The sequence below is a fragment of the Sporomusa sp. KB1 genome (genome assembly GCF_007830295.1).
Taxonomy (GTDB): Bacteria; Bacillota; Negativicutes; order Sporomusales; family Sporomusaceae; genus Sporomusa.
In genome coordinates this window covers 2692996-2717404 of the sequence record NZ_VLKC01000002.1, presented here as the reverse complement: position 1 = coordinate 2717404, position 24409 = coordinate 2692996, and the positions used below count along the sequence as shown (strand labels likewise).

The window sequence follows — 24409 nt, the reverse complement described above, 5'->3', positions numbered from 1 at the left end:
AAAAATGTTTTAATTTATTCTAAGTAGCCCTTTCTTGTTAAACTGATGCTGTTTTGGACGATTTTGTGGGCGACATCCGGGTGCGAGTGGTGAAACTTTTGAAAACAAATACCAGATAACACCAATATTTCTGCCGAACTAATAGCAGCAATATCTTCTGTGTGTTTATTGTGTTCAGTTAATCCGTTTGCCCCAAAGTGTTGTCCAGGTGTGATGTATTCTTTAATTGGACGCTGGAAAGTCAATGATTTTAGTCTGCCGGAAAGTAATATATTATAGGAATAACTAACATCACCCTGGACGGTAATTAGATCTTCCGGATAACACTGAACAACGATACCGCAGCTGTGCAGAAATTTCTTAGCTGCTGCCTCAGACAATCCCTGCAGTAACGTTATAGCCTCAGTAGGCAGACAATTCAAACGGCTGCAAAGGATAGACCATAACTCTTCTTCCTTAATTATCTGACTATTAATAATGGGTGAATTATTGGTAAACATTGTATCAAACCATTCGACTGCTTTTGTGTTTAATATTGCTCGTTTCCGTGCTATGCGATACAATGGAGAACGTACCTTACGAAGATATTGAATATCCTCGATAAGTAAGACAATAGGGGCTAATAGACCATAGCCAGAATGATGAAAATTTTTACAATATCTGCGACAGCCTAGGTGTTCATAGAGATGTAGCAAATGAAAGTTGCAGGCACCAAAGATAAATTGTACATGTTTATGGCAACAAATCTCATAACATTTTGCAATAAGCAGATATAGTACCGGTGAGCTTCGATGAGCGGGAGCGATCATTACTTTTGTAATATAGGCAAATTTGCGCTCTCCGTGTTCGATATTATAATTTTGAAATGTTTCCAAAGATAGAAAACCTAATACTTTTTTTGGAAAGTCTGCAATGGTGCCAATATTAATTCGTTTGGTGGCAATTATCTCTGAATTTACTTTGGCATATAACAGCACTGCCCATTCATCCATTTCATCATATAGTAGCATATTATCATAATCTACTTCCTCAGGATGCTTGGACATTTCTTCTATATAGGTTTGATAACGAAAGCGGTATATTTCTCCTTTTTCCTCCGGGGTTGTAGCTATGCATATTTTAATTGCACCTTCGGGACTTTCTGTTGAGCAGGACATTGCTTGTTGATAATTGTTTAGCATACTTTTCCTCTCCTTCATAACAGTTATTTAAAAACAAAAACTTTGTCCCAAGTTACGTCTTCATAACTATCACCCCCTCAATTAGGGCTACGGAAGAAAAAGCATAATTCCTCTAAAAATGTAAAAAAATGATACATATGGTAGAAATATAATATAACGGCATAGAAAAAGCCCTTTTTCAGGAGACTTTACTCACTGAAAAAGGGCCCAGCTAATTTGGAGCTCTTACGGTGTTGGTTGACTGAAATAAACAAGAAATGTCGTTCCTTGTTCACTGGTATCAATTTTTATATTGGCATTGTGCCGGTGGGCTATTTGGTAACAGATTGGAAGCCCCAGCCCTGTGCCTGTATCTTTCGTTGTAAAGAAAGGTGTACCCAAGTGTTCTAGTACCTGCGGGGGTATTCCTGAACCCTGGTCACTAATGGATAAAACAACTTTGCTTTCTAACAATGCTGTGCGGATAATTAGCTTTCCCCCTGCCGGCATAGCTTCAAGGCCGTTTCGCACTAAATTCAGCAGCAATTGGCGAATTTCATTTTCATCCAGCAGCAATTCGGGAATGACGCTAAGGTCAAAGCTTGCATAAACCTGGGCAGAGTTAGCATCTGCCTGAATCAAAGGAAATAACGCTTCAATAATATTGTTTAACGAGCATTTCTGCAAATTAACCATTTTATCATGAGATAAAGCGAGATATTCACGGATGATGCTATTAGCTCTGTCTAACTCAGCAATCATTAATCCAAATTTTTCTTTATCGGTTTGATATTTTTCCTTTTTCCCAAGAAACTGTAAGTACCCGCGCACAGTGGTCATCGGATTTCTAATTTCATGGGCGACAGTTGCCGCCATACTGCCTACCATACTCATCCGGTCAAATAAGGCGGTCATTTGTTCTAGCTTTTTTCTGTGAGTGATATCGCGGATACTGCCTTCCAAAGCTACAAGGCGGTTTTTTTCATCGTAAATAGGAACACATTTTTGTTCAAGCCAGAGGGTGGTTTTATCTTTGTTTACCAATCGTATTGTCAACGGTACTTCAATGGAGTGCGGCAGATTATTAATAAAATCGTCAAGCAGCAAATGATCATCAGGATGGATTAGCTTGAAAATTAACTTATTGTCAGCGTAATAGTCCTCAGGAGAATAGCCTGTAACTGCCAATACAGAAGGATTTATATACTCGATTTTTATTTTTGGCAGTAACTGACAATAATAAATAACGTCAATAGCATTTTCCGCTAATCGTCGATATTGAATTTCCTTTTTTATTAAATCTTTTCTAGCTTTTTCCAAGAATAACATCAAAGTGCCAGCAGCAATGATTATTCGCAATGTACCACCAAGAACATAACCCCAGGGAAAGAACAATGAACCACTTCCAATAAAAGGAAACGAGAGATTAAGAAAACTCCATAAGATATAGGCATAGCCGATAACTAAGCCGCCAAACTTCGGTATTTTAGGACTACGTATAAAAGTTAACCCAACCCATATGCCTGCCAAGCAGCAAATATAGACAGAGAGTAGTAATTTATAAAGCAAGGATACAGGTAGAAAATTTAATACAGTACTTATAATGAAAATGCTGACAGCACCATAAAGCCACCATTTATTAAGCGGCTTGTTTACAAAGCTGTAAGTACTCCATACAATCATAAAGACAAAGACAAATGTCAGTATTAAATAAACAGTCAAGCCCAGGATTGACTCTTTCCAGGGGAGAACACCTAAATCAAAAATAGCATTCCTTAAGAGCAAGACAAGCCAGCTTATGGCCCAAATCACCATATAACGTGCGTGGTATAATACATACAGATATATGGAAACTAGAACTATCGCCAGTGTCCCAATCAATGAACCCATTACAGATAAATATATATAATCCATATTACTCCTATAAAAACAAAATATTTACAATTTTATCAAGTTGGTTATTCTCTACAAAACGCGAATATCCTTCTTTTGGGGTAAATTACGCTTTTAGATTGTTTTTCCCACATGATTCGACTTGATAGTCCAACGTCAGCTATTAGTGTTGTCGTCTATTAGCCTGACAAAGAAATAAGCAGCCTTAGTCTGATAAAACTTCAAACTAAGGCTGCTTACATTACTTCATTTTGCTACTATTTAATTTATAGGTTACAGTCCATTTGGAACCAGCGAAATCAACAAACCTTGCCTGGATTCAATAAATTCTTCGGGTCAAAAGCCAATTTAATCCGTTTGAGCAGTTCCATGTATTCGCACCCCTTGGTGGCTTCCAGATAAGGTTTTTTGGCACTGCCGATACCATGTTCGCCAGAAACATCGCCGCCAAATTCTTTTGCTTTGGCATACATAGCGTCCATGGCCTGCGCTAATTTCTCCTGCCATTCCTTTTCCTCAAGCTGATCTCTTAGCACATAAACATGTAAATTGCCGTCACCTGCATGGCCGAAGCCTTTTATTTTAATCCCGATCTTTTGTTGGAGCTCATCATTAAACTTAACAAAATCGGCGACCCTGTCTCTTGGAACAACAACATCACATTCATCAAGTTCTGTGGTAGATGCTTTAATTGCCTCTAAAAAGGCTCCCCGCGCTGACCATATTGCGTCCTGGCGCTCCTGCGTATTCGAAATCAGCGCATCAATTGCGCCAGCCTCCAGACAAATATGGGCGACTTTTTCATAGGCTTCTTCCAATTCTTCTTTGCTGTTGCCATCAAAAGTAAGCAACAAATAAGCGTTAGCCGACTTGTCGGGAAACTGTTTGCCTAAAAACTCTTCTGAAGCCAGGATGATCTCCCGCTCCATAAACTCAATAGCTGTGGGGATGGATTTGGACTTGATGATTTTGGGCACTGTTTCAATGGCTTGTGCCAAATCCGGGAAAGGCACCAACAAGCTTAACGATTTTTTGGGCAACGGCAATAATTTCAGTATGGCCTTGGTCACAATCGCCAGTGTACCCTCTGAACCAATGATAATATCCTTCAAACCGTAGCCAGAACTGTTTTTGACAGTTTTTCCGCCCAGTGTCATAATCTGACCATCAGGCAGTACTACTTCAATACCACGGATATAATCCCGGGTCACACCATATTTAACAGCTCGCATCCCCCCGGCATTGGTGCTGATATTGCCGCCAATTGTCGCACTTTTTTCACCAGGATCAGGCGGATAGAACAGGTCATTTTTTTGGACAAACTTCACAATATCTAAAAGCAGCACGCCAGGTTCCACGGTCAAAGTCAGATTTTCCTCATCAAGCTCCAATATCTTATTCATGCGAACCGTGCTTACCATGATTCCACCATGAATCGCTACTGCGCCACCTGCAAGACCAGTTCCCTGGCCACGGGGAGTGACTGGAATATTGTTTTCATAGGCATATTTCATGATTTTTGAAATTTCTTCAGTACTTAAAACCTCAGCAACTACTTCCGGGTACAAATGTTCATTTACCAACTCATCCCGGCTGTAACTTTCATGAATTTCTTCTCCGGTAAAGACCCGCTCCTTACCGCAAACAGATATGAGAAACGTTATATCCTGACTGTCAATTTTTTTATAATTCATAGTTATCACCTCTAACGCAACTAATTTATATAAGGAAGCTCCCTGCGAGATTACTCATTGCCTTAGGCTAAACGCTCAATCAAGTCTGGCACAATCTTGTAGAGATCGCCAATTATCCCATAATGAGCCACATTAAAGATCGGTGCATTCTCATCAGTATTGATAGCAATAATATTTTCCGCACTATCCATGCCGGCAACAAACTGCACTGCGCCAGAAACACCACAGGTAATAATCAGTTTAGGTTTTACAGTTCTGCCACTTAAGCCGATTTGCAGTCTGGCATCGGCAAAGCCTGCTTCAATCAAAGGTCTGGTAGTGGCGACCATACCGCCGAGCTTATCTGCCAATACCTGCAGCATTTCCATATCTTTTTGGCTTTTGATGCCACCGCCGGCGACTACAATCACCTCAGCATCTTCAATACTTTTCACTTTTTCCTTGGGCTTAACCTGTAAAACCCGGATTTGCGACATCAAGTTTTCTTGCGGAATAGTGCAGATAGTGACTTTTCCTGTAGGACTGTTTGTTTTTTCGGCCAGCGAGAACACCTTGTACCGGACAGTAGCGAACTGGGGACGGGTATTGGGTGTAACGATGTGAGCCATAATGTTGCCGCCAAAGGCCGGTCTGATTTGGGCTAAATCGGTATTTTCATCTACATCCAGCACTGTGCAGTCTGCCGTCAAACCGGTACGAAACCTTGCCGCCATTCTGGGCGCCAGGGATCTGCCTACTGTAGTTCCACCGACCAACACAATTGATGGTTTTACCTTATTGATAAATTCTTCAAAAACGGCAGCATAGGGTTCAATGCGAAAATCGTTTAGCGCTTCATCATCATATACAAATACTTCATCGATACCATATTGCAGCAGTTCCTGGGCTTTTCCTGTTATGTTATGCCCCATAAACAGACAATACACCGGATAGCTGACTTTCGCGGCAAGCTCTTTAGCTTTGCCGATAAGTTCCAGTGTTACCGGATGAATATTGCCTTCCATATGATCAACATATACCACAATACCTTGCCACTGACTTTTGTCAACAGTAACAACTTCATCCTCAATAAAACTAAATACTCCTGCGGGTCCTTTTTTTACACACAGCTTGCACATTTTGCAAGCAGCATTGATACTTAAATACTGGTTATCCCACTCCAGCGCGCCAAAGGGACAGAGCTCAAGTATTGCTTCCGGATTAGTAATTTTATCTTGATCTATAACTATTTTTGCCAATGTTGCTTCCTCCTTTACACGTACTTTAACTCTTTTAACTTATTGGTCAAACGGTCGACTAATACGTCGGGAGCATCTTTCCACATTTCACGGTCATTGTTGGCTTCAGGGGCAAATATCCTTATAACCCGGGTCGGTGAACCGTTGATGCCATAATTATTTTCATTCTGATCGGTAAAGTCCTTAAAACTATACATCGGTATTGTTTGGTTCTTTGTCGCCAGTTTCCGTTTAAATGAAGGCAGGCGAGGCTGGTTTATATCTTTTTCCACAGTAATAAGACAGGGATAGTTAACTTCTACTGTTTGTACGGCATGGGGCATGTCCATGTCCACGATAATGGAGTGTTCTTTTACTTCTACAATCTTCTTTACATTGGTAATATGGGGTATTCCAAGAAACTCTGCCAGTTCCGGACCTACCTGGGCCGTATCACCATCGGTTGTTTGTTTGCCGCAAATAATAAGGTCATACTGACCAAATTTTTGTACTCCCTGGGAAATAGTGTAGGAAGTAGCCAATACATCAGCTCCGCCAAACACCCTGTCCGAAATCAGTGCGCCTTCGTCTGCACCCATCATGTAGGCTTCCCGAATAATCTCGGCAGCCTGAGGCGGGCCCATGCTTACAACACTAATTTTGGCACCCTTTTCTTCTTTCATCTTAATCGCGGTCTCAATAGCATACAGATCATAGGGGTTCATCTTCGAATCAATGCCTTCTCTTTTTAACACCCCTGTCTCTTGATCTACTTCCACTTCAGATGTTCCCGGAACCTGCTTAATACAAACAATGATATTCATAATATAGTCACCTCACTAAATCTATACCTTTTCTAAAATGACATTATGCAGCATACATAACTACTATTTGTTTGCTTATACTTATAGATTATACATAAGATGATAATAGCCCTTCAGAATTTTTTGATTTTTATGGCGATTTTTTTGATCTGTTTTACCAATTCCAGGGTTCACCCGGAATCTGAACAGCAAATTTTCCGCCGCTTATTTCCAAATCAATTCCCGTAATATAACCGGCAGCCCCGGATGCGAGAAAGACGATTCCTGCCGCCACTTCCCTGGCATCACCAGCCCGGTTGAGCGCAATCTGCCCCAATGTTGCCTCCGGTTGTTCGGCAAGACGCCTGGCATTCATCTGGGTAGCAATAACACCGGGGATATATCCATTCACGCGAATGTTATAAGGTGCCAGCTCGGCAGCCAACGTCCGCGTCAAACTGGAAACTGCTGCCTTCGACGCAGCGTAAGCCCCACCACCTGCTGACGGAATAACTGCGGCATAGGAAGATGCGTTTAAAATAACACCCCCCTCGCCTCTCTGCATATACCGCGCCGCTATTTGTGCGCCCAAAAATACCGACTTCAAATTGATATCCAGGACATTGTCCCAGTCAGTTGCGGACATTTCAAGGAGTTTCGCTTTATGAGAAACACCGGCATTATTCACCCAAACATCAATTCTTCCATACTTATCATACACGTGTTGGGCAAATCCCTCAAGTTCCTGCGGTTTTGCGACATCAGCCACATAAACAAAAAGTTCATATCCCCGTGCCGCCATATCGGCCTTACATGCATCCAGTTTATCCTGACTGCGGCCACATACTGCCACCCGACAACCCTCAGCGAGAAAGGCTGTGGCACAAGCCGCGCCAATACCGGCTGTACCACCGGTAATAACTACTACTTTTCCTGTCAGTTGTAAATCCATTCTTATCCCTCCCATAATTAGGCAAAAGGGATGTGAGAAAATTTCCTCACAACCCTTTGTTCTGTTTCCTTCTATTTTAGGATGACTATTTTGTTCCTATCTTGTCCGCTGCGGGCGACTTGCCAAGAGCTAATACCGATATTGTACCCATAATGGCGAAAGATGCCAGGAAGTACATGCTCAAGGTGGTAGATCCGCCGCTGATTTCCTTAAGGAAGCCTACGACATAAGGTCCAATGAAACCGCCAAGGTTAGCTGTCGAATTAATGATGGCTATGCCGACTGCCGCCGTGGCCTCTGTCAGGTACATATTAGGAAAAACCCAGAAAGTACCGACAAAAGAGTAAATGCCTATCTGGCTTACGCAAATAAGCGCCATAGAAACCCATAAATCATTTGTCATTGTTAAACCAATCAGGCCAAAGAAAGCTATACTGATCGGCAGCGACCCATGAAACTTGCGTTCCCCGGTCTTGTCCGAATGACGGGCTACAAGCACCATCGCGACTACGGCGAAAAAGTAAGGAATGCTGGATATTAACCCGATGTTGGTAAGACTAAGTTCTTTCGACAAGCCCTTAATAATCTGGGGCATCCACAATCCCAAACCATATAAGGCAATAACATAGCACAGATAACAGAAGGACAGATGCCAAACTTTGCCCATTTTGAATACATGCCATTTGTTCTCAGGTACAAACGCAGCTTTTGCTTCATGCTCTTCTTTCAGTCTGCCAAGAAGCCATTCTTTCTCCTCTTTGTCCAGGAATTTTGCTTGTTCAGGACGGTCAACCATTGCAAAGAGGTTATAAACTCCGAGCAGTACAGCAGGGAATCCTTCTAACACGAACAACCAGCGCCAACCAGCCAAACCCATCCATTGAACATTCTCCATAATCCAGCTGGAAATCGGCCCGGTTATAATGTTTGCCAATGCCATGCCGCACATAAAGATGGAAACAGCACCAGCAAAGTGCTTGCCAGGAAACCAGAAGGTCATATACAAGATAATACAGGGATAGAAACCAGCTTCAGCAGCGCCAAGCAAAACACGCAGAATACCAAACTGGGTTGAATTTTGAACAAAGCCTGTAAATACAGTTACCAAGCCCCAGCTAATAAGAATCCGGGTAATCCAGACACGTGCTCCAATTTTGTGCATAATAACATTACTAGGTACTTCAAAAAAGAAGTAGGCGATAAAAAAGATACCAGCAATAAAGCCAAACATACTGGGGGTTATACCCAAATCCGGATTCATTTGCAATGCGGCAAACCCAACGTTTACCCGATCAATCATCGCCATGATATACAGCAACATCAAATAGGGAAGCAATTTCCAGCGTATCTTGCTTATTGTTCTTTCTTCAACTGCACTTACCATAATATCCCCCTCTTTTCTATTATCTCTTATTATATATTATTTGTCCAACGCCGCTAAAAATTCTTTGACTTCGGCATCACTCATCTTATAGGTATGTTCATCATCAATCGGGAATTGACCCTGTCTGACTTCTGCCGTATATTCTTTAAATGCATTTACCAGGACTTCACCAACATTGGCATATTTTTTAACAAATTTTGGTGTAAAATTATCATACATGCCCACCATGTCCGCATAAATCAGCAATTGACCGTGAGTATACGAACCGGCGCCAATACCCAGGATGGGAATCCCGGCTCTTTCGGTGATGGCTTTGCCTACAGCAGTAGGAATACCCTCTACCAGAATGCTGAAGGCACCTGCTGCTTCAACCGCTTTGGCCTCATTGACAATCTTCATGGCAGCAGCCGAGCTGCGACCCTGGGCTCTGTAACCGCCGATTTGCCCCATAAGCTGGGGTGTCAGGCCGATGTGGCCCATAACCAGGATACCAGCCTGCTGGATGGCTTTAATCCGCTCAGCAATCATCGGACCGCCGCCTTCGAGTTTGATGCAGTCGGCACCGGCCTCTTTTATGAACCGGCCGGCATTAGCGATAGCTTGCTCATTGGAAGTCTGGTAAGACATATATGGCATATCGCCAACAATAAAGGTATTCGGTGCGCCACGGCGAACAGCTGAGCAATGGCGAATCATGTCATCCATAGTTACCGGAAAAGTGGTATCATAGCCTAAGCTTACCATACCGAGGGAATCGCCAACCAGGATCATATCAACGCCAGCTTTTTCTTCCATTTTGGCAGTGAGATAGTCATAAGCCGTAAGATATACGATCTTCTCACCATTCTCCACCATTTGAGCAAAATCATTAATTGTTTTCTTTGCCATAATACCGCCTCTTTTCATTTTTTCTATAAAGCTAGACTTAACTTCAGATGAGGTTTGTACCCCAGCTGAAGTTAGTCGGACTTAGTCACCAGAAAAAGCAAATAATGCCTTAAATATCCAATCCTGCACCTTCCGTACAGGTGCGAGCTAGTTTCTTGTACATTCTTAGTAATGGTGTTGTTTCTTTCACCGGGAATACCTTCGTCTTTTTGCGTTCTGCCAGCACCGCCGCTACCTCATCGGGAGTAGCAGATTCGCCTTTAATACCGACAATATCAAGTTTGCGGGCGGCAACATCCATCTTAATCATATCGCCATCTTCCAGATAAGCAATGGGACCGCCTTCCACTGCTTCAGGAGCAATGTGACCTACAGCCGGACCTCTGGTGGCGCCGGAAAAACGTCCATCAGTGAACAAGGCTACACTATTTGACAGTTCCGGCATATTCCACAATGCTTCCGTTGTCCGCAGCATTTCAGGCATACCAGAACCTTTAGGGCCTTCAAATCGAATGAATATCGCTGTTTTCGGACCAATTTTTCCATCCAGCAGCTCCGCGACAGCCTCTTCTTCAGAGTCAAACACCCTTGCGGTACCAATAAAGTTGTGGATAGCCTCATCAACACCAGATAACTTAATGACTGCTCCCTCTGGTGCAAGATTGCCTTTGAGAACTTTGATATTCCCTTGCGGCTTGACAGGGTTTTTGCGGGTTTTTACAATATCGCCAGCCTGAACTTTATAGTTGGCTAAATAGCTGTTTACTTCATTAAACCAACCAACAGCTTCCAGGTCGTCCAAATTTTGACCAACAGTTTTGCCGGTAACCGTCATGGCATCAAGATACAGCATATCTTTCAGTTCGCGCATCAGTGCCGGTACGCCGCCTGCATACCAGAACAAGTCTGTCGGCCATTGCCCACCTGTTTTGAGGCTGACAAGCACCGGAACCTCACGGTTAATAGCATCAAACTCCTGCTGCTCAATAGCAATTCCCACTTCGCGGGCAATTGCCGGCAAATGCAGCATTGCGTTGGTTGAACCGCCCAGTGCCGCATGAACCATCAATGCATTCATGAAGTTCTTTTTGCTGATAAATTTACGGGGAATCAATGAATCTTTTACATTTTGAATAATTTGCCGTCCGGCTCTACGGGCAAAGCGGGTCAGATGGGTAGTGTACGCAGCAGCCAGCGCATTGCCTGGTAAGGCTAAGCCAAGTGCCTCTGACATACATTGCATCGTACTTGCTGTACCAATAAACTGGCAAGCACCGGCGCTGGGACAGCAGTTACGGGAATAATACATTAATTCCTGCTCTGTCATCTCGCCCTTAGCATACTTATCGCCTGCGCCATAGAGAATTTCGGAAGACATGTAATTAGGGCCGCTGAGCATGGAGCCTCCGGTAACATGGATAGTAGCCATATCCAGCCGCATCATAGTCATTAATTGCGCCGGCACTGATTTATCACAAGATGCCATGAAAATACTGCCATCAAAAGGTGACGCTAAGGCGTGGATTTCAAACATGAATGACATAATTTCCCGGCTAGCCAGGGAATAGTTCATTCCATCGTGAGCCATAGCAATACCATCACAGATATCGGTAACTGCATACACGGCCGGTTTTCCTTGTGATTCATAAACACCAATTTTAGCCTCGTCAGCAAGTCCACCTAAGTGACTGCTGCCAGGATGGCTGTCACCATGCACGGTATCAATCAAAATCTGAAGTTTTCCCAGATCTGCGTCCTCCCACTGCATCCCTGCCCGCAGGCCATCTCCCTGATAATTGACTTTTCGTAAATTTTGACTCCGACTGCAACCACAACTCATATAATCAACCTCCATAAAATTTTTGTTACAATGCGTTAAATATTTCTGCAGGTGGGTGGTGTGTTGGCAAAAGCAAAAGTCAAACGCTAGTGGTGGAGCGTTGTCAATACACCGCCTACCTGCACCTGCAAACTTCTTTACTGCGAACTATATACTATAACAATTCCAATACTTTGCGGAGTGAATTTCGTTTGCCGAAACCGCCAGCCTTTGTAACCAAGTGCACGCCATCATAATTACTGCCAACTATTTTGCCAACCGGTATACCAGGCAGTATTTCCCGTTCGAGATCAATTAATCCAATCCCTAAGGTATGACAAATACTTGTGGTCGTACCATCTCCGGAGATAACAAGATTGCGCAACCCATGCTTCCTGACAATTTTTTGGGTGATCTCCGCCAGAAAATTGGTTACTATCTGACCATACTTTTGCACTTGTATCGACAAACTTAGCGCCCCGGCAGCATTACGATTCTTAAGCAACGTATCAGTTACAACTACTGGAATCCTGCCGTCATCCAGCACTGTCTCCACCCTGGCTATCACCTGTTGCAATTCTTCCGCTACGCTGCCGTCATAAATTGCATTTGATTGAATCTCAATTAACTCGGTGTTGGGATAATCTAAGACGCTGATTATTTGCTCAGCAGTAACATGATTCAAGGTTCCTGCGACAACCATAGTTCCTTGCCGCAGCCCCAAATGCTCTTGCTGAACCACCTTCCAGGCAATAGGTAATTTACTTGCTAAACCGGCAGAACCGACGGAGAGGCAAGGAATAGCAAGTTTACTGATAGCAATAGCAATAGTATGCAAATCTTCATCTGTTACTGCGTCAACCGCAATTAAGCTGATGCCTGCGGTGTAAAGCTCGGTAAATTTTTGTATAAGTTTTTTCTCACCCTGCCGTACATCGGGCAATGGTAAGACCGCTACAGGAATCTCAGCTGCAGGCTTTATTATTGAGGGAACATAACAGATAGGAAGCGAACTGCTGTTATCACCCCAAGCCTGTACAATCTGCAAATAGCCATTTTCGACAATTCGGCCATGAGCAGGATAGGACGGAACAATAATCGCGAGAGTAAGAGCCAGCGATTTCATCGTTGCGTTTATTTCTTCAGCAATATTTCCCCGCAGGGTAGAGTCAATTTTTTTATAAAAGCGCCGAAAACCAAGTTTAATAAGCGCAGACCCGACCTGATAGACATGGTCATAGGCAACCTCTGCCGAGAGCTTACGTGAGTTAGTGTTAATCGAAATCACATCGATCCCCGTACAGTGGTTTGTTAGTTCTGTGTGGTTGAGTACAACTTGAGTACTAAAACCAAATTTTCGAAATTGTACTCCCGCATCATTTGCACCAGTTAGGTTATCTGCAATAATCGCTAGCTGCTCCATTATATATCCCCATCCTCATTTCTGTATATTAGTATACGCATTTTTCATGCCAAGTTTTCATTACGATTTTATTTTCGCAAAAACATAGCAATCTCAAGACTATTGTCGAAATAGCACTACTAATTTGAATTTACACCACTAGTATAACCATTACAAAATGAAAGCCAGGAATATAGTTAATACTATATTCCTGGCTTTCTAGTTAAGCTTTCATTAGCTTTATTGGATTTGTTTCAAATTGAAATCATTTCTTTCATTTTGAAATAGTCTTATTTTTCGCCAAATAGTTGTCGTACTAATCCCCAAAATTTTTGCTGCTTTCTCATGACTGCCTGTTTCCTTCAGAACCTGCGTTATTATGGCATATTCTATTTCTTCCATTGTTCCTTTAGGTACCATTCTAACACCATCAGCCTGGCAGCCCTTGACATCTAAAACTTTTTTTACATCATCACTAGTCACATTGGTATCTTTTTTTAGAATTATTAGCCGCTCAATAACACCCGCTAATTCTCTTACATTTCCCGGCCATTGATAACGCCTCAGAACTTCTATAGCCCCGGCACTAAACTGCAATGATTGTTTAAATAGCTTGGCTGAAAGTTTTTTAGCAATATTTTCGACTAATAGAGGTATATCCTCCGGTCTGTCCGAAAGCGGCAAAAGCCTTAGCTGTAAAATACTTATGCGATAATAAAGATCTCTTCGGAATACTCCTTTTTCTATTAGGTCAGGCAAATTTCTATGCGTTGCCGCTATAATACCCACATCCACAGGGATTACTTTATCCCCGCCCACCCGCATGATCTCACGCTGCTGCAGCACTCGCAGCAATCTGGCCTGCATACCCAAAGAGACTTCACCTATTTCATCAAGAAAAATCGTCCCCTTATCAGCTTGTTCAAAAAGGCCTTTCTTGCCGTTTTTACGAGCACCAGTGAAAGCTCCGCACTCATAACCAAAAAGCTCACTTTCCAGCAGGCTTTCCGGCAAAGCGGCACAGTTAACAGCAACAAAGGGACCCCGGCAACGCTGGCTATAGTTATGAATACTTTGCGCAATAATTTCCTTGCCAGTACCAGTATCGCCGTTAATTAGAATTGTCGAGTCAACACAAGCATAGCTTTTAGCCGCCTCCAGGGTCTCCTTCATGAAGGTGTTTGCTGTGATAAAATCCTCAAAATTATAGGTAGCCTTATAACCACTTTCAGCAAGAGCCTTACTCGCCTTATCTTTGTCCTTAGCAGAAAACGGCGCTTCGGCAATTGTTAAAACCGCACCTACTGTTTGTCCACTGATAAGCATAGGTACAATCCGGCAGGTAAATCCCTGGTCGCCATCATTCACTTCTGTAACCCTCGTTTGTCCATACCGCAATGTATCATCAAGATTTACATCGGGAAAAATAGTGGCGGCAAGGCAGCCAATAACCTGCGCCTTACTCTTATTCAATAATTTTTCTGCCGTATGATTGATGTAGGCGATCTGTCGCTGGCTGTCAACGGCAACAATTCCTTCCCCGGTAAACTCCATGACGGCTTTAAACTGTTCTAGCTTTACCCTGTCCACACGCCCAGCCAAGACCAACTCGCGCGCCTGACGTACCGACCTAAACACGGTTTCATGCCCTACGGTTATTGGAAAACAAGGAATGTCATTCATAGTAGATGTTGGTTCACTGCCCTGACTGTCTGCTATATCCGCAATTTCCCTGACAACAGCCGCAAGCTCCGGTAGTTCTCCGTCCTGAATATCAGACAAAACCGTAGTCCTAATTCCCAGGATGTCAGCCACAGCTGCAGCCTCAGCAATAATGGCATCGCCGATTAGCCCTACCGTCCCGGGCCATTTCCCATTTTTCGCTAACCATTCCTTGACCCCTTGCAAACTCCGCAAAATGTCCAGCATACTTGGCCGAAGGGAAACGGTGGGGATGTTAACTGTTGTTTTTATTGTCTCATTAAAGGACGCATAACAAATAAGTGCATCTGCTCCTCGTTCGCTGAGCTGCTGCGCAATAGCAATACTATCTTCCCGTGAGGCCACTGCCACATGGATCTTTTCTCCCCATTCACTAAATAAATCCAGAGCCCGCAAGGTGAAATCCTTATTAGGAGCAATAAGTGCAATTTTATTTGTCTGCAAGGTTAATCCTCCCCATCGTGCGCGGTACTCGGAATAATCTCTGCCGCCAGCAGTCGTTTCTTGCTTAAAGCTTAATTACGGCACCCTTTGCCGCCGAGCTTGCCAGCTTGGAATAAATTCCTAAATAGCCGCGGGTAAATTTAGGTTCAGGCCGTTGCCATTTTTCCAGTCTTGCGCTAATTTCTTCATCCGAAAGATGCAACTGCAGCAGTCCCTTAGTAATGTCAATGGTAATCTTATCACCATTTTCTACAGCCGCTAACGGACCGCCCTCAGCTGCTTCCGGCGAGATATGTCCAACAAAACAACCATTATTTGTGCCTGAAAAACGTCCATCGGTAATCAATGCCGTCTTCTTGGCTAATCCCATACCATAAAGATACTTCATTGCTTTATACATTTCCCGCATACCAGGTCCGCCTTTCGGCCCCTCATAGCGAATTACAACAACATCACCGGCTGTAATACTGCCATTTAATATTGCCTCTTCAGCGGTTTCCTCACAGTCAAACACCTTAGCACTGCCTGTGAACACATGCATAGCCGGGTCGATTGCCGCCGGCTTGGTCACCGCTGTATCAGGCGCAAGATTACCCCGTAAGATCGCCAGCCCCTTTTGCGTACCGAAAGGTGTATCCAGCGTACTGATAACGTTACGATTAAAGGGATATTTAAATTTGTAGTCTGCCAGGTTTTGTTCTACCGTTTTACCTGTTACGGTAATGCTGTCCTTATTAAGCAATTGCTGAATCTCTTGCATCACCTTCGGGATTCCGCCCGCCTGATGAAAGTCTTCCATATCGTACTGCGAGGCCGGATTTACCTTGGCAATCTGCGGCGTCGACTGGCTGAGCCGGTCATAGGCAGCCATCATAGTCTCAGCCTCAATCCCCAGTTCTGCCGCAATAGCCGACAGGTGTAAAACGGCATTTGTCGAGCCGCCGGTAGCCATCAATACCCGGATCGCGTTCTCCAGTGACTGATAAGTAATGACTTTGTCAGCCGTGACTTGGCTAGTTACTAACGATACTATCGCCTTACCCGTATTTTCCGCCAGTCTCAGCCTATCGGCATAAACAGCAGGCACAAGCGCCGCTCCCGGCAGAGACATTCCCAGTGCTTCTGCCATACAGCACATCGTATTGGCTGTGCCATAAAAAGCGCAAGAACCGCAGGTCGGACCACATAATTCCTCTAACTGCTCATAGCTCTCGCCACTGATTTTTTCACTTTTTAACATGCCCAGGGCCTCTGACATTGTTGTTAAATCAGATTTCCGGTTATCAAATTTTACGCCGCCAAGCATCGGCCCGCCAGCCAGGAAAATCGCCGGAATTTTAAGCCTGGCAGCCGCCATTAACATTCCGGGGACAATCTTATCACAGGAGCCCAGTAGAACGATACCATCTAAACGGTGAGCCTCCACCATTATCTCAATATCATTGGCAATTAAGTCCCGTGACGGCAAAATATAGTGCATGCCCGCATGCCCCTGGGCCGTACCGTCACAAGCACCAATAACGCCGAATTCAGCAACTGTTCCGCCAGCCCGGTAGATACCTTTGCGCACATGTTCGGCAACCTGACGCAGATTGGCATGACCGGGAACCAGTTCATTCCAGGAGTTGGCAATACCAATAACAGGCCGATTTAAATCATCATCAGAAAACCCTACTGACTTAAATACGCTCCGGTTGAAACACCAATCAGGTTTGTTTAAAATATCATTACTTCTATTTCCCATACCAGCAATTCCTCCCTTTATCTTTTGCGGCGAGTTAAGACTCCCGCCTCTGCAGGCGGCGTTTGTTCAGGTGGAGTAGNCTCCCCACCTGAACCCGCCGATGTTCCAGCTATGCTGAAACAAGTTCACTTAAAATTATAAAGCGGCTTTTTTCTTAGCCAATTCGATGGCTACGTCAATAATCAGATCCTCTTGTCCGCCTACCGTTTTCCGGCGTCCAAGTTCCAGCAAGATATCACGTGCATCTACCCCAAACTTCTCAGCTGCCCGCCGGCTATGGAGCATAAAGCTGCCGTAAGCGCCCGCATAACCAATTGCCAGAGCATCATTGCTGATAATCTGGGGACGGTCCATTATACTATCAATAATATCATTTCCCAGATCCATAAGTTTATAAAAATCAACCCCGGTCTCATAACCAGCCTTGCTCATCGCGGCAGTTAGCACTTCCAATTGGGCATTGCCGGCCCCGGCACCCAGTCCGCGCACGGTTCCGTCCACCGATGTTGCACCGGCTTCAATCGCCGCCAGCGTATTGCCGATTGCCAGACCCAAATTGTTATGGGCATGAAAACCCACCGGAACCGCTACTGCGTCCAGTACACTTTCAATCCTGATTTTGATTTCGGCTGGCAGCATTGCTCCAGCCGAATCGGTTATATTGATCCGGTCTACGCCGTAGCTTTCAAATTTTTTGGCTTGCTCCACTACTTTGTCCGGTGTCGCCATATGTGACATCATCAGAAATCCGATGGTTTCCAGTCCATTTTGTTTGGCAAATTTAATGTGCTGTTCACCTGTATCGGCTTCAGTAACATGGGTAGCTACCCGTACGGTGTGCAAACCGTATTCCATAGCAACCTCCAGGTCTTCTACAGTGCCAATCCCCGGAATTAGCAAAACGGCAAATTTTGTTTTCTTTAAAACTTTGGCAACCGCTTTAAAATACTCTTCGTCTGTAGCTCTGGCAAAACCGTACTGCATGGAAGACCCACCGATACCGTCGCCGTGACCCACCTCAATAGTATCTACACCGGCCGCATCCAGCCGGGCAGCGATGGTCGCCATTTGTTCCGGCGTCATTTGGTGACTGACGGCGTGCATTCCGTCGCGCAGTGTTGTATCGAAAATTCGAATTGATTTCATTTTGTTACCTCCCCGGACTTCAGTTTTGCGTAATGTTCCGCGACAGCCACGGCGGCGGACGTAATAATATCAAGATTGCCGGAGTACTTGGGCAGGTAATCTCCCCTACCTTCAACTTCCACCATGGTAACCACCCGGTCGCCGTCTGCATACGGCTGCACTTTCAAATGATAGCCTGGTACATACTGTCTCAAATCTGCTACCATTGCCTGCACAGAATCAATGATGCTCTCGATTTTACTGGTATCACACTTGGTGTAGATCGTATTGCGCATCATGATCGGCGGCTCGGCCGGATTGAGAATAATAATTGCTTTGGCTTTTTTTGCCCCGCCGACCTTTACCAATGCGTCGCGGGTAGTCTGGGTAAATTCGTCAATATTCTGCCTGGTCCCCGGACCGGCGCTCAGGCTGCTAAGTGTAGCGACAATTTCCGCATATTCGACCGCTGCTACCCGGTTAATCGCATAGACAATCGGCACAGTTGCCTGTCCACCGCAGGTGACCATATTGACGTTGCATTCATTGATATGCTGCTCCATATTCACTGCCGGCACCATATAGGGACCGACTGCAGCCGGAGTTAGATCAATTGCGAAAATCCCTGCTTTTTTTAACAACGGCGCATGCATTGTATGCGGTCTGGCACCGGTAGCATCAAAAACAAAATCGATCTTGTTGTTAGCATGATATGCCAACACACCGTCAATGCTTTCGGCACTTGTGGCGATACCAAATTCCTTTGCCATTTTCAGCCCTTCCGATGCGGCAACAACACCTGCCATCATTACCAGTTCCAAATTTTCGCTGCGTCGAATCTTCATCATTAGGTCAATCCCAATATTACCGGGGCCAATAATGGCTGCCCGCAATTTCTTTTGCTCCAAATCAATCATCCTCTCTCTTGTAACACTTACTAGATTAGTTTGATATCGTCAAACACTGTTCTCATTTTCGCTTAAAAAAACCTGCCTCCAAGCCCCCTCAGGTTAGTCTCTAAATCCCAATTGAAGAGAAATCTTTTTGGCAGTTCTTACGACTTCAATGGCAATCCCATCCATTTGCGAAGCCAGCAGCCTGCTAGCCGGTCCCGAAAGACTAATCGCGGCGATAATTGTGCCAGAACTATCCTTTATCGGCGCAGCAACACATTGCAGGTCTTGTTCAAACTCCTGACTATCAAAAGCATATCCCTGCTTCCGTACCTGCTGGATCTGACAAATCAGTTCCGGCAAGTCTTTCACTGTATTACTCGTGTACTCTTGCAATACAGTGCCATAATACAAATTTTCGATTTGTTGTTTATCCAGCCCGGACAATAGCACCTTCCCGACGCCTGTACAGTAGGCCGGGTTGCGCCCTCCGACTTGCGAGCGTATGCCAACAGAGCGCAAACCATCCACTTTTTCTATATAAACAACATCTTCACCGGAAAGTATCGCCAGGTGCGTTGTTTCCTGATAAGCAAGTGATAGTTCCTTTAGATATGGCAACGCAATTTGACGCAAATCAAGATTAGTGATATAAGCCTGTCCCAACTCGAAAACCTTTATCCCGAGAGAATATTTTCCGCTCTTGGGGTCCTGACGCATATAACCGCATTTCTCCAAAGTAGCAATAAGACCATGGGCCGTACTTTTGTTTATGTCAAGCCCTTTGCTTATTTCCATTAGACCAGCAAGATTCCCATGCTCTGCTACATACTCCACTATCTTAAGTGCGCGAAATAGCGATTGAATGATTCTATCGCCTTCCTCTTTGCGAGCCAGCAGACTCACCTCCGTTTGACATTATCAACCACTGTTCGTGATTATTTTGCATACTTCGCTATTGAGCAGTATTACTCCTGCTCTCCAGGTTATTGCCGCAAAAAATATTTTCAGACTAACTCCGGATAACTGCTGCTTTTTTCAGCAAGTCCTGAATTGTCTGCAATTGCGTAGTTGTCAATTCAGTTGCCGGTTCTTTTACCGCAGGAACTATCGGAACTCCCATCGCGGCCACAGCGCCTTTAATGCCAGCAATAAACGGTTGAGACACATCATATAGGTTCATCAACAGGGAAATCTTAGCTTGCGCTGCCGCAACCTTGTCCAAATCCTTGGCAGCATAGGCGTTCATAAGACCGGCAAACAATTGGGGAACAATATTGGTTAACCCACACAAAACACCATCGCCGCCTGCCATTAGGTTAGGTATCAGATATTCATCAAAGCCTGATAGAACACTGAAATCCGGACGCTGAGCCTTAACAAGCTGAATCACCTTTCTCGTATGGCTGATGTTATCTACGGTATCTTTGATTCCCACAATATTATCAAACTCTTTGACCAGTCGAAGAACAAGTTCCGGCGTAAGGTCTGAAGCCGTCCTGTCAGGGAAATTATATAGCATAATCGGCAGCGAAGTGCTCCGGGCAAGATTGGCATAATAACGGTAGATGGTTTCGGGCCCCAGTTTGAAATAATAAGGCGAAATAACTACCGCCGCGTCGGCGCCTGCCTGCTCCGCAAACCGGGTAAGTTCAATAACTTCTTCTTGCACAGTACCGCCTGTCCCAATAAGCACAGGTACCCGCTTATTTACTGTTTTTATGGCGAAGGTGATAAATGCCTTTTTTTCTTCCATCGAAAGAGCAAAAAACTCGCCAATACTCCCCAGAAAAAGAATTCCGTTAATCCCATTGTCAATTAGCCTGTTAATGTGGAACTCGTTTCCCTTAAAGTCAAGTCTGCCTTGTTCATCAAGAACAGTAATAATTGGTGATAATATTCCTCTAAACATGTCTATTCCCTCCGTTTTAGTTAAAATTCCAATATAGCTACCTGCAATCAAGAGCCTACTCGTATAGATGCAGCAAGATTACTGGGCGATTGGTGATAGTGTTTTTTAAAAACACTGCTAAAATAGCTGGCATCACGAAATCCTACCATGCGAGCAACCTCATTAACGGTGTAGTTACCTGTCAGCAATATTTCTTTCGCCTTTTTCAAACGAATATTGGTCAAATAGGTCGCATAGCCTTCGCCGGCATGTTTCTTGAAAATACGGCAGAAATAGCCTGTACTAATAAATAATTTTTCAGCCAATTGTTCCAGCGTAAGCTCTTTATGATAATTACTATTTATATATTCAATCGCCCATTTTACCGCCTGCTCAGCCTGGTTTTGTTCTAAAGAACCAACATTACTCTCCAATGTGTCAATCAATTTGCACAAACATTGTTCCAAATCGCATACGGAAACTGTCTGATTCACTTGACTGATGAAATTTTTTCGAATCAAACTAGCATCATTGTCCGAAATAATGTACTCGGCATACTTTTCAATAAGATTATTGGCAATTTTTATAATTGCGGCATGCACATATTCAGGCTGACAAACGCGTTGTTTTACTTCACTCAAAAACTGATGGAAAATTGTTTTGGCTTTATCTGGTTTACGTTCCAGTAAACACTCCCGTAGTTGTTTTTGAACATCTTCACACTCTATTTCCTGCGGCCCATCTACGGCACCGTCTATAACCAGCAAACCCTGCTGATGCCAAAATAAACCGGCTTCCCGTTTCTTCTTGGCATTTTTATAGTCTCTGCCAATTTGTGACGGTCTAGCCACCAAACTGAGGCCGGCACAAATCGTAATCGCATATTTGCGTTCCCATTCTTCCAATTGAGTCTGCAATACACAGCGTACATCATAATCCCAACGATCAAAAATCATCACTAATTCATCACCAAACGAGGTTACTATGGCCTGTTCCCCCAAAAGAGCCATACTTTCCTGCAGCAGCCGTTCTTCCATCCCAATACTCTGGGACCTATCCGAATTATGCCAATACGAAACAGAAAGGACGGCAGCCGGACTGAAATCTTCTTTTTTAGCGATGGACTGCAGTAATTTCAAAGTACCGGAATTATCACTGTCCGATTTCAATAATTCAAACAGCCGCTGTTGTGTCACTACAGGTTTATCTTTGGCAATTTGTTGCTCCAACCGTTGAAGCCGTTGTTTCGATATTCGTTGACTTAGCGCACTGGCGATACCCTTGCGGAGTGTGTCAGCCAATTGAGCTGGTTTAATAGGCTTTAGCAGATAGTCGGCAACATGAGTTTGCACAGCCTGATGCGCATATTCAAATTGACTATAGGCAGTTAGTATATAAATAATTGTCTCTTTGTGCCTTTCCCTGATAATCCTGGCTGCCTCAAGACCATTCATCAACGGCATATTAATATCGAGTATGATAAACTCCGGCTGATGCAATTCTGCCAACCGCACAGCCTGTTCTCCATCCTCTGCCTCACCGCAGATTTCAAAAGGCAAATTGTACTGTTTAACAATATACCGCAGGTATTGGCGCACCGCAGGCTCGTCATCGGCAATAATCATTTTGTACATTTGCTTTCCCCCACTCGCTTCGCGTTGAAGACAACCTATAACGGCAAAATAATCCGGGCCAAAGTTCCGCCTGCTGATGATTTGTTGATCGTAAATTCAAATTTTTCTTCATAATAATGCTTTAACCGCAAGAAAATATTTTTGAGCCCGATACCTTTCAGACTTGGCGGATCATAATCAGCATTAGGCAGTTCCCGAACTGCTGCAACAATGGCATCAGGTATTCCGCAGCCATTGTCCTGAACTTCAATAACGCCATAGTTTCCTTGCTTATACCCATGCACCAAAAGTTGTCCTTCTTGGCGAACATTTTTAAATCCGTGCAATATAGAATTTTCTATTAGCACCATGATCGCCATGAAGGGGATTTTTATTCCTAAAATAGTGGAATCTATATCAATAGCAACCGTAAATTTATTGGGAAACCTAGTCTGTTGAATAAACAAGTAATCCTTGATATAGCTTAATTCTTCTTCGATTGTAACTAGTGAATCAGCTTTACCCAAACTTAATCTGAGCAGATTTGAGAGTGAGTACGTTAACGACGCCAAAGTGCTGGCGCCATCCATTTCAGCCTGTTGAGCAATAGTATTTAGTGTATTAAAAAGAAAGTGCGGATTGACTTGTGATTCTAAAAATTTGAGCCGCGCCTGGCTCAGGGAATGATGCAGCAACGCTTGCTTTTCTCGTTCTTGGGATAAATTGATCCGGTAGTCGCTCAGTTCCTTTTCCTTCATGGAGTTAACCATTAGTTGTACAAGCGAAGCACTCACTAATGACAAAGTTTCAGCAACCGAATTAAGGTGATTGCGGTGAATAAAGTTCAACTTGAAATAGACTTCCTGGGCACTGTCGGCTGCAAAATTGCCTGGAGTTGCCTCTGCCTGGGTTATATTTGTTGACATCCTTCCGTAACCGCAACCTAGATAGCCTAATACCCTGTTATTAATTATAAAGGGGCTTTGGATTGCCGAAACGCCAAATTTGCAATGAAAAATCCTCTGTTCTAAATAAGGCGGCGTTACAGTTGTCGTATTCAAAATACAGTTTCCGCATTGTTCATTGACACAGCATTGACAAATCTCAGGCAAATTGTTCTTATCTGTCAGAAAATTGCCAGCTACATCAATCAGTGTCACTGTCATTTGGACTGATTGCGCAAACTTCTCAACAATAGAATCCAGGTTAATCAGCTTGGCCACTTCACTAAGCTCAATGTCCTTGCCAATAATCCCCTCTTCTAATGGCTTAGGAAACGTGGAGTAGACAATACTAAGAAAAGAAATCGGCTTTAATGAATCATTCACTATACGATGCTTACTTCCTTCACTGATATAGCTGATTCTACCTTTTTCCAGTTTGATTTCCCGGCCGTCGCACCAATGAGTAGTCATACCATCAAGGCCAATGATAATCTCGATATAACCGGAATGCACATGCGGTGACTGTGAACCGCCAGGATATACCGTTGATACAGATACTGTCGGCTGGGTTTTCGATTTATCCGGTTCTAATTGCAACCAATGTTGTTCTCCCCAGCCAAACTGCTGATCACTAACAATATTTACCTGAAAAGTTTCTTTTATTTTGTTAGCAATATCAATGGTCATTTATAATTACCTCGCACTTTCCCAACAAGTTTGTTACCCTTAAATATTTACCCATTCACTAGTAAAAATCCTGCATTTTTTGATGGCAAAAAAGGGTAGTGAGGATCTCTCCCCGCAACCCTTTTTTGTTTACT

General features: G+C 43.9%; 18 protein-coding genes. All 18 read right to left on the bottom strand.

The genetic code is table 11. From position 1 onward, the window contains the following. Nucleotides 1-14 precede the first annotated feature (14 nt). Nucleotides 15-1181: a GNAT family N-acyltransferase gene (locus SALPA_RS16245; RefSeq protein ID WP_145096220.1), complete on the bottom strand. Its 1167-nt coding sequence runs from the start codon at nt 1179-1181 to the stop codon at nt 15-17. A 225-nt stretch (nt 1182-1406) separates the two neighbouring features. Then, entirely contained in the window at nt 1407-3074 is a 1668-nt protein-coding gene (locus SALPA_RS16240; RefSeq protein WP_145096217.1) for an ATP-binding protein, read from the bottom strand. Between the two features lie 278 nt (nt 3075-3352). Next, nucleotides 3353-4747, bottom strand: coding sequence for an FAD-binding oxidoreductase (locus tag SALPA_RS16235; protein ID WP_145096214.1), 1395 nt, complete (start codon nt 4745-4747; stop codon nt 3353-3355). Nucleotides 4748-4809: 62 nt separating this feature from the next. Further along, nucleotides 4810-5985, bottom strand: a complete 1176-nt coding sequence (locus SALPA_RS16230; protein ID WP_145096211.1) for an electron transfer flavoprotein subunit alpha/FixB family protein — start codon at nt 5983-5985, stop codon at nt 4810-4812. 14 nt (nt 5986-5999) lie between these two features. Then, nucleotides 6000-6788: an electron transfer flavoprotein subunit beta/FixA family protein gene (locus SALPA_RS16225; RefSeq protein ID WP_145096208.1), complete on the bottom strand. Its 789-nt coding sequence runs from the start codon at nt 6786-6788 to the stop codon at nt 6000-6002. 154 nt (nt 6789-6942) lie between these two features. Continuing rightward, the gene (locus tag SALPA_RS16220; RefSeq protein WP_186451093.1) at nt 6943-7719 is read right to left on the bottom strand and encodes an SDR family NAD(P)-dependent oxidoreductase; all 777 of its coding nucleotides are present in this window, start codon (nt 7717-7719) and stop codon (nt 6943-6945) included. A gap of 85 nt (nt 7720-7804) precedes the next feature. Then, nucleotides 7805-9103, bottom strand: a complete 1299-nt coding sequence (locus tag SALPA_RS16215; protein WP_145096202.1) for an MFS transporter — start codon at nt 9101-9103, stop codon at nt 7805-7807. A gap of 36 nt (nt 9104-9139) precedes the next feature. After that, nucleotides 9140-9991 (bottom strand): 3-methyl-2-oxobutanoate hydroxymethyltransferase, encoded by an 852-nt coding sequence (panB, locus tag SALPA_RS16210; RefSeq protein ID WP_145096199.1) that lies wholly within the window; start codon nt 9989-9991, stop codon nt 9140-9142. A gap of 109 nt (nt 9992-10100) precedes the next feature. Then, nucleotides 10101-11846 (bottom strand): dihydroxy-acid dehydratase, encoded by a 1746-nt coding sequence (ilvD, locus tag SALPA_RS16205; protein WP_222428022.1) that lies wholly within the window; start codon nt 11844-11846, stop codon nt 10101-10103. 139 nt (nt 11847-11985) lie between these two features. After that, nucleotides 11986-13233, bottom strand: coding sequence for a four-carbon acid sugar kinase family protein (locus SALPA_RS16200; RefSeq protein ID WP_145096193.1), 1248 nt, complete (start codon nt 13231-13233; stop codon nt 11986-11988). A 219-nt stretch (nt 13234-13452) separates the two neighbouring features. Continuing rightward, the gene (locus SALPA_RS16195; RefSeq protein WP_145096190.1) at nt 13453-15378 is read right to left on the bottom strand and encodes a sigma 54-interacting transcriptional regulator; all 1926 of its coding nucleotides are present in this window, start codon (nt 15376-15378) and stop codon (nt 13453-13455) included. A 64-nt stretch (nt 15379-15442) separates the two neighbouring features. Continuing rightward, nucleotides 15443-17122, bottom strand: a complete 1680-nt coding sequence (gene ilvD / locus SALPA_RS16190; protein ID WP_145096187.1) for a dihydroxy-acid dehydratase — start codon at nt 17120-17122, stop codon at nt 15443-15445. 135 nt (nt 17123-17257) lie between these two features. Then, nucleotides 17258-18268, bottom strand: a complete 1011-nt coding sequence (dmpG, locus tag SALPA_RS16185; protein WP_145096184.1) for a 4-hydroxy-2-oxovalerate aldolase — start codon at nt 18266-18268, stop codon at nt 17258-17260. Then, complete coding sequence (locus tag SALPA_RS16180; RefSeq protein WP_255451233.1) at nt 18265-19155, bottom strand: acetaldehyde dehydrogenase (acetylating); 891 nt, start codon at nt 19153-19155, stop codon at nt 18265-18267. The genes dmpG and SALPA_RS16180 overlap by 4 nt, the downstream gene beginning before the upstream one ends. A 102-nt stretch (nt 19156-19257) precedes the next feature. Further along, entirely contained in the window at nt 19258-20046 is a 789-nt protein-coding gene (locus SALPA_RS16175; RefSeq protein WP_145096178.1) for an IclR family transcriptional regulator, read from the bottom strand. Between the two features lie 106 nt (nt 20047-20152). Beyond that, on the bottom strand, nt 20153-21052 hold the full coding sequence (gene dapA, locus SALPA_RS16170) for a 4-hydroxy-tetrahydrodipicolinate synthase (protein ID WP_145096175.1): 900 nt from the start codon (nt 21050-21052) through the stop codon (nt 20153-20155). Nucleotides 21053-21099: 47 nt separating this feature from the next. Then, a complete protein-coding gene (locus SALPA_RS16165; protein WP_145096172.1) occupies nt 21100-22665 on the bottom strand; it encodes a response regulator in 1566 nt (521 codons plus the stop codon). A 35-nt stretch (nt 22666-22700) separates the two neighbouring features. After that, nucleotides 22701-24275 (bottom strand): histidine kinase, encoded by a 1575-nt coding sequence (locus tag SALPA_RS16160; protein WP_145096169.1) that lies wholly within the window; start codon nt 24273-24275, stop codon nt 22701-22703. Between the last annotated feature and the right edge of the window lie 134 nt (nt 24276-24409).